Genomic DNA, 14,342 nt, shown 5'->3' with positions numbered 1-14,342 from the left:
ACAGCTAATGAAAGTTATTGATACAGCGATTGCTGAAGTAAAAATTATTGAACCGCAAGTATTTGGCGATGAACGTGGTTTTTTCATGGAAACTTGGCGTGAAACTTGGTTCAACGAGCAAGTTTGCGAACGTCGTTTTATTCAAGATAACCATTCCAAATCACGCCAAGGTATTTTGCGCGGCTTGCACTATCAAACTGAAAATACTCAAGGAAAGTTAGTGCGCGTAGTGAGTGGCGAAGTGTTTGATGTTGCTGTGGATATGCGTAAATCATCACCTACCTTTGGTCAATGGGTTGGTGTATTACTCTCCGCTGAAAACAAGCGTCAATTGTGGGTGCCTGAAGGCTTTGCCCACGGTTTTTATGTAACCACAGAAACTGCTGAGTTTGTTTATCGTTGTACCGATTACTACAACCCAAATGCGGAACACTCAGTACGTTGGGATGATCCCGATCTTGCTATCAACTGGCCATTGGTCAACGGTGAGCTGCCATCATTGTCAGCGAAAGATGCTGACGCTAAATGGCTGAAAGATGCGGTTACTTTTTAAATTAAGCAATTAGGATTATTCCGATGAAAAGATTACTTGTCACCGGTGCTGCTGGCTTTATCGGCGCTAACTTTGTGCATTACTGGTTGTCACAGCATGCTGATGACCGTGTGGTGGTGCTCGATGCATTAACTTATGCGGGCAACCTCGAAACGCTGATGCCGCTGATGGATAAGCCGAATTTCCGGTTTGTGAAAGGCAACATCGGTAACACCGAACTGGTTGAACTGCTGCTGCGCGAAGAGCAGATTGACACCTTAGTGCATTTTGCTGCTGAGTCGCATGTTGACCGTTCAATTACTGGGCCGGATGCCTTTGTTGAAACCAATATTATTGGCACTCACAGCCTGCTGAAGGCAGCGCGTAGCGTGTGGTTAGCCGATCCTGCTAATCCATTGCCACACCGTTTTCATCATGTGTCGACCGATGAAGTCTACGGGACTTTGGGGGCCAATGATCCGGCGTTTACTGAGCAAACTCAGTATGCGCCGAATTCGCCGTATTCCGCTTCCAAAGCGGCGTCAGATCATTTGGTGCGCGCCTATCACCACACCTATGGCTTGAATGTCACTACCAGTAATTGTTCCAACAACTACGGTTATTATCATTTTCCTGAAAAGTTGATTCCGCTATGTTTGACTAACATCCTTGAAGGTAAGCCATTGCCAATTTATGGTGATGGTAAGCAGATACGTGATTGGCTGTTCGTAGAGGATCACTGCCGTGGTATTGAGCTGGTGCTGCAAAAAGGTGTCACTGGCGAAACCTATAACATTGGCGGCGTGAATGAATGGCAGAACATCGATATTGTCAATTTGCTGTGTGAGTTGATGGATGGCGAGTTTGCTGCCGATGCGTCATTGGCAGAGCGTTATCCGCAATCGCCTTGTGCCCAAGGTAAACCTGCCAATTCGCTAATCACCTATGTAAAAGATCGTGCAGGGCATGATCGCCGTTATGCGATTGATTGCTCTAAAATCGAACGGGAACTTGGCTTTAAGCCAGCAGAAACCTTTGAAACCGGTGTGCGCAAAACCGTGCGTTGGTATTTGGATAACCAATCTTGGGTAGACAACGTAAAAAGCGGTGCCTATCAAACCTGGATTGACCAGCAATATACTAAACGTAAGTAAGGCGGTTAAAGTCTGCTTAGAATACTGTAATGAGAAGATTGCTCTAATGCCGTTATGTCGTAGAAATTGACGGAGTTTTAGATAAAATGAGAATCCTCGCCAATCTAATTGGCGGGGATTTTTTTATCTTTTATGAAAATTTACGCAAGACCTATAAAAATTAACAATCAATATGACGATGTTGTCGATGTGATTCAGTTTAGTATCCACTAAATGACTTAAATGCATAAACTCAGGGGGACGGAATCTGGACTTTAGGATAATTATCTAGAGGGCTGTAAAACGCCCCGAACCTTCACAGGACAGTATCAAGTGGAACAAATAAGTTGCAAACGTTAGGGAGGGGGGCGCAGGCTGAGGTTGAAGCCATACGTGTTATTACCTTGCAACTTATTTACTCAATACATTCGGGGCAAAACTTAAACTGCTTACCAATGCTTAATTTGGCTACCTTTCAACGCGTAGAATAGGATGAATCCGTAGCATGGTATCGTCATCAAATACGCATTTTGGATACCGAACTGATCACTGCAGAGACCAAATATAAGCGGCAGAATTGCACCCCCTGCGATCCCCATGATGAGTAAAGCTGAACCTTTCGCGGTAAAATGGCCAAGACCTTCCAGTGCCAGTGGCCAAACTGCTGGCCACACGATGGCGTTAGCCAACCCCAGCAGTGCAATACAGGCGATAGGATCTGGAATGGTTGTAATTCCCATCCAGCCCCAAAGAATATTAGCGATTTGATAGCTTTGAGCATTGGTCATCGGAATGAGTAGTGCGAGCACAACACCTAAACTGGCAGATAAGGCCAGTAGCTGTCTTTGGGTTAACACTCGAGGGATGAGGATTAGGCCCAATGTGTAACCAATCACCATGAAGAACATGGTGTATGAGGTTAAGGACATTGCGCCTTCTACTCCCAGATGAGAGCCCGCTAAGCCAATCGTATCACCGGCAATAACTTCGACACCGACGTAGCAAAATAGCGTGACAACACCAAGGACTAAGTGAGGGAAATGCAAAACTGATGACTTGTCTTTCCCTGTGTTGTTAAGCGCTTTATCTTCTTCGGCAAGGTCGATTTCAGGTAAACCTGAGTACCGTAAACCTATTGCTAATACGACTAGCGCAATGGCCATTCCGATGTATGGGTATACCAAACTATCGGCTAATGCTTGAATTTGAATTGCTTTCTCTGCTGCCGGTAACGCGTTGATGCTCTGCGTTGTGATCCCTGCAAATTCGCCCATAACGAGCACTGCGAAAATTTGTGGTGCAGCCCAACCCGCGCCTTTGTTTAACAGCCCCATGATAGAGATGCGAGCCGCTGCCGTCTCGGATGGACCAATCTTCACGAGATAAGGATTAGACGCTGTTTGTAGGATTGTGAGGCCTGAGCCCACAATAAATTGAGCGACAATAAACAATAAAAACTGTCTTGATTCAGCCGCCGGAGCAAAAAGCATACAGCCAAGTGCAATGAGCATCAGACCGAGTGTCATTGCATTTCGATATCCAGTGCGATTAAGCACGTAAGACATCGGCAGGGCCATGACAACGTAGGCGATATAGAAGCTAAAGGCGATTAGCATCGCTTCTGTTCCGGTTAATTCACAGACAATTTGTAAAAATGGAATCAGTGCACCATTAAGCCATGTGACAAATCCGAACACGAAAAATAGAGTGCCTATGATAACCATAGGGAGCCACGTGGCACTTTTGGGTGCATCTTGAGTGATTGCCGTCATAATCTTTCCTTAAAGCGTCTTGTTATTGTTGTTACTTTTTTGGTTTCCCATGTTGCCATATTTGCTGAATAGTCAAATCATCATTGAGTAACAGCATGTTAGCGATACAACCTTCCTTTAATTGACCAATGCTTTCAGATATTCCTAAGAAACGGGCGGGTGTCAGTGATGCCATTTGAACGGTTTCTAACAAATCGATATTTAAATCAAAATGGGTGTTTTGAACCGCTTCTATCATCGATAAAACCGAGCCGGCAATGGTTCCGTCAGCCAGCGTCAATTTATAACTATCACGAAAAACTTTGATGCCTTGGTAGAAAAAATGGTCAATATTGCTGCCAACAGGGGCCATTGCATCGGTGATCAACATGGTGCGATTTGGTCCCTTGCTTTTAATTGCAAGCTTGCTGTTCATCGGATGCACATGAATATGATCAACAATGAGTCCGCAATACACATCTTCATTAAGTAGGGCGGTACCGACTAGGCCTGGACTTCTACCTGTTAGTTGCGACATGGCGTTGTAAAGGTGAGTCACACCGGTTGCGCCCGCCTGAAACGATTCTTGGCACATCTCTGCGGTAGCATTAGTGTGTCCAAGACTCACAATGACGCCAGCGTCAGTTAGCCGCTTAATCATCTCGGGTGACACTGATTCCGGTGCTACAGTCAGTAGTACTTTGCCTAAATCTTTACGACAGAACAGCGCAAAATCTCGCTCTTCAATTTGTCGAATACATTCTGGATTGTGCATCCCTTTTTTCGCAATACTGAGGTGAGGACCTTCAAAGTGAACCCCTACTACTGCGTGAGGATACTGTTTACGATATTCCGCAACAGCATTCGCGCCTTTTTCCATCACATCAAAACTGTCGGTAATGATGGTTGGGAGCATCGACGTTGTACCGTGGTCACGGTGAGCTTTTACGATCGTGTGTAATGCCTCAACCGAAGGCGCTTGATTAAACTGAACACCTCCGCCACCGTTGACTTGAATATCAATAAATCCAGGCACTAAGGTACCCGATAAGTATTGGGTATCATCGGCACCAATATTGGTGCTGAGAGATGAGATGACACCATTTTCAACAGTGAGAAGTACATCCTTATGTACGTTCTCTCCATCGAATAGTCGTTCAACAACGTAGCGTTCCATAATTGTCCTATACAGTCTCGGTTACTTTTTTTAGTCCCTGAGGTTTATCAGGATCTAACCCCATTGCCGCTGCTGCGAGCTCAATATCTAAATAGAATCGCTGCATAATCAGAAGGGGGACGAGTAACGGAGGTATTCGATCAAATGACCAGCTCATTGGCATAACATGGCCACCGCGCTGTTTGACTTCCTCAATTTGTGCGACATGGTAGGGGGTCGTAGCATCGGGAATGGAAATATCTAACAGCGTTAATCCACGATTGAGAAGTGAAATCGGTCCGTGTAAAAACTCAGCGCTACTAAAGGCTTCAGCTTGTACTCGACAAACTTCTTTCATCTTCAAAGCGACCTCTCTTGCAATGGCGTAGCCAAATCCTCTTCCCAGCACAACACAGCGCTCCAGCTTGGCAATTTCGTCTGCGGATAACTGTGGCGCACGAGCAATTGTTTCTGTGAGCAGTTGAGGAAGGTCGGTGAGCGCATTTTTCAGCTCATTGTCTTTTTTGGTATACGCCACAATTGAAAGTAGGGCGCTTAATGTTGCTAAATAACTTTTGGTCGCGGCTACAGCCAGTTCTGGACCAGCATGCAGTGGTACAAAATAATCGACAAGCTCCATCAGCTTAGGTGACACATCGTTGACTAATGCGATACACAGTGCTCCTGCTGCCTTTGCCATTTGAGTTTGAGCAATGATGTCTGGGCTCTTACCTGATTGCGAAATTACAATCACGAGGGCCTTTCTGAGATTAAGTTGCTTACCAAACACACTGTTTACTGACGGTGCCGCATGGCAAACCGGTAAACCTAATTCTGTTTCGATAAGGTATTTTGCGAATACCCCAGCGTGATCAGATGTTCCACGACCAATCATGTATACGAATTCTGGTTGCCAACGGCTGATATGTTCGGCAATCACTTGGTATTGATCGTTGTTTTTTGTTTGCTGCAATCTAACGACGTTCGGCGTTTCGCTTGCTTCAACTGCCATTCTAGTTTTTGACTGACTCATTGGGGATCCTTAAACTGCTGTTTCGCCAGAGCGACCGCTCCGTATTCAGGTGAACAAAGTGGCGAATTAAGAAAACTTTTGGTTTCACTTGGAAGCCAATCTAACCAACGGCTCGCTAAGCCGCCGATGACGGATATCCGTTTTGGTTGAAGTTCATGTAATCGGTTGAGCAATGATTGAAGGTAATGAGCTCCTTCATTCATGATGCTGATGGCAATTTCATCCCCCGCCTTCGCAGCATCAAGCACCAAAGGTGCGATTGCAGCGTAATCTCGCGGTAAAAAATGTAAGGCTTGAGTCACAAGTTCATTGCTTGAAGATATTTGCAGCTGATTGCAAACACGCTCAAACAGGTCGTTTCGCGACATTAATCCATCAAATCCGTCCAACACGGCTGACAATGCTTTCCAACCTAACCAAGCGCCACCCGCTTTATCGCCAAGTGGAAAACCATGTCCACCCAGCATCGTTTGTACGCCGTTGATGCTCGTAAAGGCTGAGCTGCCAGTTCCGGTGATAACAATGGCTCCCTCACTTCCCGCGTGAGCGCCAAGACAAGCGATATGCAGGTCCGTAGTGATCAGGCAATTTCCAAACGGATGCTTCCAAGCTTCTACAATTGCGTGGTATTTAGGGATGTTTACGCCCGCAAGTCCCATTACCGTGTTTACTCGTCCTAATACATCTGGAGAGAAGCCTGCATTCGTTAGGGCAATGACACTTGCTTCTACAATCGATTGAAACGCCAATTCTGAATTGTGAACTGGGTTAGCTGGGCCAGAAACACCTTCACCAAGGAGTTCACCGTTCTCTAGCTCTAACCTAGCTTTACACTTACTGCCACCACCATCGATGCCGAGGTATAGTTCGTACTTCATCAACAACCCTTACTATCTTTGCACCTACATCGGTACTTAAATTGAATTCGTTTACAGCTCGCCATTAGATCTTGATGAAGATTTTTTTGTGATATAGCCACCACACAGGAACTGTGCATACAGCAAAGAACACGATGACCCACAGTGTAATACTCGTTATCTCACTGAATCCGGCCGATGACATTGCTGCCACATAACTGTCGTGAACAGACTGATTGCCGATTTTCCAGTCCAAGATTTTTTCTATAACAACATGGATAACGTAGGCGGAGATTGCATTTGCTCCGAACACTAGGGGAAGGTAAGTGCCCCAACGAAAGCTTCGCATGTCGGTGTACCAAACAATGGCGGCGAGACTCATTGCACCAAGCCCACCTGTGACGAGTACAAATGTGCTGCTCCATATTTGCTTAATCATTGGGAATGCCAAGCTCCAAATACACCCTAGGCAAAACAATCCGAAGCCTAAAAGGAAAAGTTGCATAACTTGGTGAGTGAGTGATTCTTTGCTCATCACAATCCGTCCCATCAGAACGCCAATGATCCCAGTGACAATTGCTGGGAATGTGCTGAGAAGTCCTTCAGGATCCCAGTCGCCTCGCCACAACATTCCAGGCATAAATTGATCGAACCAGTTAATGATGTTTTTGCCTCGCTCTAATTGACCTGCTTCAAGACCGGGTGCTGGAACGATCAAAATAAAAATCCAATACGTGAATAGAATGGCCGCCCCAAGTTTTACTAATTGTCTGGTGCTGCAATAGATTGTTAAGAAGCAGCAGGCACAGTAGACCAACGCAATTCGTTGCAAAACGCCAAGTACGCGGATTTGTTCAAAATGGGTATAAAACAGGTTCACAACCATGCCTATGGCAAACATGATGACGGTACGTTTTAGGATTTTTTGGGTGACTGGCGCTAAATTCTGTTTGTCGACATTTCTGAATCCTAGGCTGATGGATACGCCGACAATCAAAATGAAGAAGGGGAAGATCAAGTCAGCAAAATTAACCCCAATCCAATAGGCGTGAGATAACTCTCCAAAGGTATCTGGGCTATTGACGATAATCATCGCCATCATGGTTAGCCCTCGGAAAATGTCTAAAGCCATCAGGCGCTTTTTTGTATTTTGAACAGTCATATTGATGATTTCTTTTTAACCATTTCCCATTAACATAATGGCAATATGTCAACGTTGTCAATACAGAGGTGGTAAAGTTAAACTCTAATGGAAATAACGTTCATAAGTGATTTGGCTGAGTTGCGGAGGGGCGATATTCACCGTATGCTGGCCAAATATCAGCAATAGGTACATAAAAATCATGGCATTAAGCACGAAAAAGCCGACTATAAAAGACGTGGCAAAACTAGCCGGCGTTTCTTTTAAAACCGTTTCTCGCGTCGTAAACAACGAAGCTAGTGTCAGTGATGCTGTCCGAGAAAAAGTAAACGATTGCATTAAAAAGCTTAATTATCAGCCTAATCACACTGCTAGAATTATGCGTAAGTCGCCGTTTTCACTGGCTTTTGTTTATGATAATCCGAACAGCCATTATGTGATCCAAATGCAAAACGGCATTATTTCTGAGTGTAGGAAGCAAGGTTTTGAACTTGTTATTAGACCAACCAATTCGAAAGCAGAAGATGTTGGTAAAGAATTAGCTGCGATGATCGGTTCAAATCAAATTGGCGGTGTCATTTTAACGCCTCCACTTTCTGAAAACCGAGCCTTGGTGTCTTTTCTGATTAACCAAGGTGCGAAGGTTGTGAGAATTCTGTCGGGCAGTGAAGAGCCTGATGAGCTTGCGCCGGTGATTTATGTCGATGACAAGGCTGCTGGCGAAGAAATTAGCCAATACCTGATTTCATTGGGACACAAACGCATCGCATTCCTTGGTTACAATCCTGAGCACGAGTCCAGCCGAGGACGTTTGCAAGGCTATCAACTAGCACATGAAAAAGCGGGTGTTGCTGTTGATAAGAACCTGATTTTACAAGGTGAATTCACTTTTGAATCAGGTATGAATATGACCAAAGATTTGCTTGAAAATCAAACCACGTCGCCCACTGCAATCTTTGCCTGTAACGATGAAATTGCCGCGGGCGCGGTCTTTATGGCGAGATTAAAAAATCTGAGAGTACCTGAAGATATTTCTATCGTAGGGTTTGAGAACAGCCCGTTCTCGGTGCAGACATGGCCGCATCTGACAACGATAGATCAACCGAATTTCAACATAGCAGCGAGTGCTGCTTCACTGGTAATTTCAATGATGCAGGATGAAAAAGCCGTTGAGTCAGTAGGTTTTTGTCCGAAATTATTAATTAGAGATTCTGCCGCAAAAGCCCTAACCGCATAAAATTTGTTTCGTTTACCTGTTTTAGCCTGCTAATGCCCAGCAGTGCTCATCATTTGCAACGAAGTCTCAAACATGCCGTAAAGAATCTACACAATTTTTTCACAATCTAAATTGACAACGTTGACATCGAAATGTTAGCGTCAGGATGCAATGGTGAAAAATTCACCTTAACAACAAAACAGATATTGCATTTTCAGCTATCTCGACAGTGGTTGATTCGTTAACAAAACAATTCTCGTAAGGCAGGTAGGACGTATGACTAAGCTATTAAAATTTGCTCCCCCCAAGCACACAATCCTTGCTAGTGCGGTTCTATGCGCATTAGGTGTTATGCCGTTTGCTTATGCAGAAGAGGCCAATGAACCCGCAGCAGAAGAACAAATTGAACGTATCGCGGTTACATATCGAGCGAGCTTAGCTGCCGCTGCCGATTTAAAACGAGAAGATGACCGCGTAGCGGATGTCATTACGTCTGAGGACATTGGTAAATTTCCAACAGAAAACATTGCTGAAGCGATTCAACGTATTCCTGGTGTGCAGATCTCTAACGTTAACGGTCGCGGTTCTACCATCAGTGTTCGTGGTTTAGGGGCTCAGTACGCTCGTACAACCGTAAACGGGCAGAGTTTTAACAGCGCAGACTTCACTAGCGGCTTTCGTTTCGACATCATTCAATCTGAATTAGCATCAAATATTTCGGTAGTAAAATCGCCAACAGCAGATATGGACGCAGGTGGCTTGTCCGGTACCATCAATATCGATACGGCTAATCCTCTCTCTTATGATGAGCGTAAACTGTTAGTGTCTGCAAAAGGGCAATATTCTGAATTTTCTCCAACGGGAGATGTTACCCCTAAAGGAACCGTCACTTACATTGATCAGTTTCTTGATAGCACTGTGGGGGTATTTTTGAACGCTGGTTATCAAGAGTTAGATGACCGTGTAGATAACTTCTGGATTGACCGTTGGTTTGAAAATGAAGATGGTACTGAGTTGCCTCGCCGTCCTCGTGACCGTCGAATAGATCGTGAGACGAAGCGCTACCTGTATAACGGTGCCTTCCAGTGGCGTCCAACAGACAGCTTTGAAGGGAAGTTCACAGCTGTTTACGCTCAAGACAAAACCAAACAAGATTTGAACCAATTAGTATTTGGCTTTGATCGTGATTATACCTTCGCCAATAGTGCTGACACAGATGGTGTTTTTACCAATGTCTCGACTTCAAATATTTGGGCTGAAAACAACCGTCAGCTAGAAGATAAAGATGCCGTAAGTCAGGGCTATACCCTACAGGGCAAATACGAACTTGATAACTGGACTATTTCTGGCGTACTGAACTATACCACGGGCAAAGCAACCCAGGTTGAAGACGCTGTCATTCTAGCGACTTACCTTTCAGCAGATCTCGATATTTCAAATCCTGACGATGTTTACATGTCACTTGGTGGAACCGATCTCAGTGATCCGTCTACTTGGGCTCAGGAAAATCTGATCCGTAACGAATATCCTAACGGTGCGACTCGTATCATGGAGTCAAAAGAGAGCTCTGCTCAATTGGATATCAAACGCACCTTTGACGGTTTCTTCAGTGCAGTATCGTTCGGCAGCAAATTCCGCCATGAAACATTTGATCGAAATGTTTGGCGTACTGACCGGATCACCATCGGTGATGCAGCGCCCGAAGATTTACCACCATTTGAAGACTCATATGGCATGGTTTCAGGTTTCTTAGATAACCAATACTCAATTCCTCATAGCTGGGCCATCCCAGATATCCAAGCTTATAAAGATGCACTGGTTGCCGAAGGCGTTACCATCCCAACGTTATTCGCCGCACAGAGCAGCTACTCAATAGACCGCGACATCTGGTCTGCATACCTAAAATTGGATTTCCAATCTGAAATCGGTGATTTTCCGATCCGCGGTAACGTGGGTGGTCGTTATGAAAGAACGAGTCGAGATCTCAATACATTCTTGACCGGCGAGCAGCACCCAACCAACGAAGACATTCGCGAAGTTTTGGGCTCGTACACTACAAGCTATGATTACAGCAATTTCCTGCCTAGCTTAAACGTGTCTATGGAGTTGAATGAAGAGATGCTCATTCGCTTCGCTGCCGCAAAAGTGCTTGTTAGACCTATCATCACCGGTGATACCCAGCTCGCGGCGTCTGAAAGTTCTGGCGCTAACTCGGAAGGTACTCGTACATACGCGATTAATTTGGGACAACCCGATATGAAAGCGATGACCGCGAACCAAGTGGATTTGGGCTGGGAATGGTACTACGGAGAAGGTGATTCACTTACTATCAGTGGTTTCTGGAAAGGGATCCGTAACGGTACAGTTTCAGAATATACCTGTCCTGCTGATTACAACGGCACACCGTTAAGTAATAACGGTGAAAACTGTGTAGATGCCTCTGGCAACATCTATGAAATCATGACCACCTATAACGATGATTCAACGCTGAACATTAAAGGTTATGAAGTCGCTTGGAACCAAGGTTTAGACCAATTTTTGCCGCTAGAAGGTTTCGGTATCAGTGCTAACTACACTCGCATTTATGTTGGTGATAGTGAAGGTTACACCTTAACAAACTCATCTGAACAAACTTGGAACTTAACTGGGTATTGGGAAAATGAAGCCTTTAGTGCTCGAGTTTCTTTGAACCATCGTAGTCCATATGTCCAAGACAACACTGACTCATTCTTTGCTCGGGAAGGTCGTGTAGTCGATGGTCGTAATCAGATCGATATGTTATTGGGCTGGAATGCGACTGATAACCTCAGTGTTCGCTTAGGTGCGTTGAACATTACCGGTAATGATGAAACCGCATTTCGCTCAGACAGTGCTCATGTATGGCAAACGACCAGTGTTATTGGCCGTAGCTACTATCTGAATGCAACATACTCGTTCTAATAACCGCCATTAAATAGAGAGGGTCCCAGTACGTCATCTGACTGTGGACCCTTATTTAATCTTGGCTATTTCTACAAACCCAAAGATAGTAACTGGTGTATATTTGAGGGCCTCTTTGATGCGTAATTTTCCGCTAAAACCGTTAGCTCTGAAGACTCTTTTTTTGTCCGTGTTTTTATTAGCCGCATGTGACCAATCTTCTTCGGTTTCTTCTGTTCAGCCTCAACAATCTTCTACAAGTCAGTCCTCACAAATTTCTGTAATTCCAGATGATATCGCATCGGTACGCGATGTTTTTGAACGTATTAGTCATCATCCTCTTAACAATATCCATTTCGTTTTAGTTAAAGATCAGCAGCAGGATTGGTACCAGATTTCAGCACTGAATGGTGAACTAACGGTTACTGCAAACGTACCAACGGCGTTAAGTTATGGCGCTTACCAGTATTTGCGGAGCATCGGTGCAATGTCGGTAAGCTGGGAAGGCAGCCGTGTAGCACTTCCAGAAAAATTTGATGATTATCATGGTGAAAAGGTTACATCTCTTTTCTTACAAAGAGCCTATCTCAATGTGTGCGCCTATGGTTACACCATGCCGTGGTGGAATTGGGACCGTTGGGAAAAAGAATTAGATTGGATGGCGCTTCACGGGGTCAACAATCCTGTTGCAATGGAAGGGCAAGAGTATGTTTGGCAAAAGTTATGGAATGAATTCGGCGTAAGTGATGAAGAGCTCCAACATTACTTTTCTGGCCCAGCTTTCACCCCATGGCAACGGATGGGAAATATCGAAGGCCATAAAGGACCTTTGCCTCAATCTTGGATTAACAAAAAGCATCAACTCCAAAAGCAGATTATTACTCGAATGAAATCACTTGGAATGCACCCAGTGGTTCCCGCTTTTGGTGGCTATGTGCCTAAGAAGTTTGTGTCGATGTTTCCTGATGCAAAAATATCAGCGATGCCAAAATGGACTGGATTTGAACAGGAAACATATTGGCTAGATCCTGCAGATCCTTTGTTTGCCAAAATTGCTAAACGATTCATTGAATTATATAACGCTGAATATGGTGAGCAGCAGTATTACCTCTCTGATTCTTTTAATGAAATGTTGCCTCCAGTTTCGAAAGATCACCGTGCGGAAGACCTTGCGGCATATGGAAAGAGTATCTATGAGTCAATCCACCAGGTGGTGCCTAATGCGACTTGGGTAATGCAGGGATGGATGTTTGGTGCCGACGAAGAGTTTTGGGATCTTGAGTCAATCAAAGCCTTCTTGAGTAATGTGCCATCCGATAAGGTGATGATCCATGATATTGGTAACGACCGCTTTCATGTTTGGCAACGAGCAAATGGGTTCTTCTCTACGCCATGGATTTTCGGTTTCATTCACAACTACGGTGGCAGTGATCCCGTTTACGGCGCGTTTGACTTCTACAGCCAACAAGTAAAAGACCTGCTTGCCTCTAGCAACGCTGGGCAACTGACAGGCTTCGGGGTTTTCCCTGAAGGACTTCATAGCGATTCCGTTGCTTACGAATACATGTTTGATCTTCCTTGGAAAGCCACGACTCAGAATACTGCGTCATGGTTACCTACCTACACCAAAGCGCGTTATGGTTTTGAGAGTGAAGAAGTAGATCGCGCGTGGTCACTGTTGGATAAATCGGTATTTTCAACACCGTATTGGACTACACGATGGTGGGAAGGCTCTGCTGGGGCATACCTTTTATTCAAACGCCCAACGATTGAGTTGCTTCGTTTTGAAGAACACCCAGGTGATCTTAAAGCGCTTGATGAAGCAATTGATTTGCTAGTGAGTGTTGCTGAAGCTAATAAGTCATCATCACTTTACATGTACGACCTCGTTGATTTTACCAAGCATTCTGTATCGCAGCATATCGATAAAGCGTTGCAGAGGGCTATGCTTGCCTACCAACAGCGAGATATCGCTGCGGGTGACCAATTAGTCGCAAAAATTACCACATTAACCAAGACCTTGGATGACCTCATGGGGTTACATCAAGAATCCCTTCACAGTTGGGTTAATGACGCTCGAAGCTATGCGGAGTCTTCAAGTGAAGAATTGCTCTATGTCGGTAATGCTAAACAGCAGATCACCGTATGGGGCGGGCCTAAGTTGAAAGATTACGCATCTAAGGCATGGCAAGGGATGTATGCAGGTTTTTATCTTCCTCGGTGGCAAATTTATTTAGCAGCATTAAAGCAATCTGCTGTATCAGGCGTACCGTTTGATGAGCAAGCTGTTCAGCAACAGCTCATCACTTGGGAAAATGAGTGGGTATCAAGTACCGAGGAGGTGAAGTTGTCTATTCCATCCGATCCGCTTGCCACCATTAAAGCATTAATGGCCCAAACCCCGCTTATGGCGGGTGCAGTTAAGTAACCCTTTAAATCATCGAGCTGAAGAAATGGTTAGTGCTGCTACTGTTTTTTGGCTCGATGATTACACCCTGTTTTTAGACCGTTATTGGGTCGATTTTGCTAAATCTTCATGTTATCCGGCTGATTGAATTTTTATCGATTTAGCTCATATCGAGATAAAGGACATTTCCTATGCCA

At 44.7% G+C, this 14,342-nt stretch carries 10 protein-coding genes; 5 read left to right on the top strand and 5 right to left on the bottom strand.

The genetic code is table 11. The features are described from left to right. The first annotated feature begins 7 nt into the window (after window positions 1–7). Together rfbC and rfbB are read left to right on the top strand one after the other, a co-directional pair. A complete protein-coding gene (rfbC, locus tag JYB87_RS13070) occupies window positions 8–553 on the top strand; it encodes a dTDP-4-dehydrorhamnose 3,5-epimerase (protein WP_207353917.1) in 546 nt (181 codons plus the stop codon). Between the two features lie 23 nt (window positions 554–576). Next, the gene (rfbB, locus tag JYB87_RS13065; protein ID WP_207353916.1) at window positions 577–1,686 is read left to right on the top strand and encodes a dTDP-glucose 4,6-dehydratase; all 1,110 of its coding nucleotides are present in this window, start codon (window positions 577–579) and stop codon (window positions 1,684–1,686) included. A 428-nt stretch (window positions 1,687–2,114) separates the two neighbouring features. Here the strand turns inward: rfbB and JYB87_RS13060 are convergent, their stop codons facing one another. From JYB87_RS13060 to JYB87_RS13040, 5 genes are all read right to left on the bottom strand, one after another. Further along, window positions 2,115–3,437 (bottom strand): sugar MFS transporter, encoded by a 1,323-nt coding sequence (locus JYB87_RS13060; protein WP_207353915.1) that lies wholly within the window; start codon window positions 3,435–3,437, stop codon window positions 2,115–2,117. Between the two features lie 31 nt (window positions 3,438–3,468). Then, a complete protein-coding gene (nagA, locus tag JYB87_RS13055; RefSeq protein ID WP_207353914.1) occupies window positions 3,469–4,593 on the bottom strand; it encodes an N-acetylglucosamine-6-phosphate deacetylase in 1,125 nt (374 codons plus the stop codon). A 7-nt stretch (window positions 4,594–4,600) separates the two neighbouring features. Beyond that, a complete protein-coding gene (nagB-II, locus tag JYB87_RS13050) occupies window positions 4,601–5,605 on the bottom strand; it encodes a glucosamine-6-phosphate deaminase NagB-II (RefSeq protein ID WP_228729867.1) in 1,005 nt (334 codons plus the stop codon). Further along, window positions 5,602–6,483 (bottom strand): BadF/BadG/BcrA/BcrD ATPase family protein, encoded by an 882-nt coding sequence (locus tag JYB87_RS13045; protein WP_207353913.1) that lies wholly within the window; start codon window positions 6,481–6,483, stop codon window positions 5,602–5,604. Before JYB87_RS13045 ends, nagB-II begins: the two co-directional genes overlap by 4 nt. A 64-nt stretch (window positions 6,484–6,547) precedes the next feature. Next, window positions 6,548–7,624 carry an acyltransferase family protein gene (locus tag JYB87_RS13040; protein ID WP_207353912.1) on the bottom strand — a complete coding sequence of 359 codons (1,077 nt, stop codon included), beginning with the start codon at window positions 7,622–7,624 and terminating at the stop codon, window positions 6,548–6,550. A gap of 181 nt (window positions 7,625–7,805) precedes the next feature. On the opposite strand from JYB87_RS13040, the gene JYB87_RS13035 reads away from it, so the two are divergent. The 3 genes from JYB87_RS13035 (at window position 7,806) to JYB87_RS13025 (ending at window position 14,166) form a co-directional block, all read left to right on the top strand. Further along, window positions 7,806–8,840 carry a LacI family DNA-binding transcriptional regulator gene (locus tag JYB87_RS13035; RefSeq protein WP_207353911.1) on the top strand — a complete coding sequence of 345 codons (1,035 nt, stop codon included), beginning with the start codon at window positions 7,806–7,808 and terminating at the stop codon, window positions 8,838–8,840. A gap of 255 nt (window positions 8,841–9,095) precedes the next feature. Beyond that, window positions 9,096–11,759 carry a TonB-dependent receptor gene (locus JYB87_RS13030; RefSeq protein ID WP_207353910.1) on the top strand — a complete coding sequence of 888 codons (2,664 nt, stop codon included), beginning with the start codon at window positions 9,096–9,098 and terminating at the stop codon, window positions 11,757–11,759. A gap of 118 nt (window positions 11,760–11,877) precedes the next feature. Beyond that, window positions 11,878–14,166, top strand: a complete 2,289-nt coding sequence (locus JYB87_RS13025) for an alpha-N-acetylglucosaminidase (protein WP_207353909.1) — start codon at window positions 11,878–11,880, stop codon at window positions 14,164–14,166. The last annotated feature ends 176 nt before the right edge of the window (window positions 14,167–14,342 follow it).

Origin of the sequence: Shewanella avicenniae (assembly GCF_017354945.1) — a bacterium.
Classification (GTDB): Bacteria; Pseudomonadota; Gammaproteobacteria; order Enterobacterales; family Shewanellaceae; genus Shewanella; species Shewanella avicenniae.
The sequence above is the reverse complement of the archived record's forward strand: the minus strand, read 5'-3'. Positions and strand labels throughout refer to the sequence as shown.

Coding starts and splice junctions, on each gene's coding strand:
- rfbC (WP_207353917.1), top strand. CDS start 8: ATGAAAGTTATTGATACAGCGATTGCTGAAGTAAAAATTATTGAACCG.
- rfbB (WP_207353916.1), top strand. CDS start 577: ATGAAAAGATTACTTGTCACCGGTGCTGCTGGCTTTATCGGCGCTAAC.
- JYB87_RS13060 (WP_207353915.1), bottom strand. CDS start 3,437: ATGACGGCAATCACTCAAGATGCACCCAAAAGTGCCACGTGGCTCCCT.
- nagA (WP_207353914.1), bottom strand. CDS start 4,593: ATGGAACGCTACGTTGTTGAACGACTATTCGATGGAGAGAACGTACAT.
- nagB-II (WP_228729867.1), bottom strand. CDS start 5,605: ATGAGTCAGTCAAAAACTAGAATGGCAGTTGAAGCAAGCGAAACGCCG.
- JYB87_RS13045 (WP_207353913.1), bottom strand. CDS start 6,483: ATGAAGTACGAACTATACCTCGGCATCGATGGTGGTGGCAGTAAGTGT.
- JYB87_RS13040 (WP_207353912.1), bottom strand. CDS start 7,624: ATGACTGTTCAAAATACAAAAAAGCGCCTGATGGCTTTAGACATTTTC.
- JYB87_RS13035 (WP_207353911.1), top strand. CDS start 7,806: ATGGCATTAAGCACGAAAAAGCCGACTATAAAAGACGTGGCAAAACTA.
- JYB87_RS13030 (WP_207353910.1), top strand. CDS start 9,096: ATGACTAAGCTATTAAAATTTGCTCCCCCCAAGCACACAATCCTTGCT.
- JYB87_RS13025 (WP_207353909.1), top strand. CDS start 11,878: ATGCGTAATTTTCCGCTAAAACCGTTAGCTCTGAAGACTCTTTTTTTG.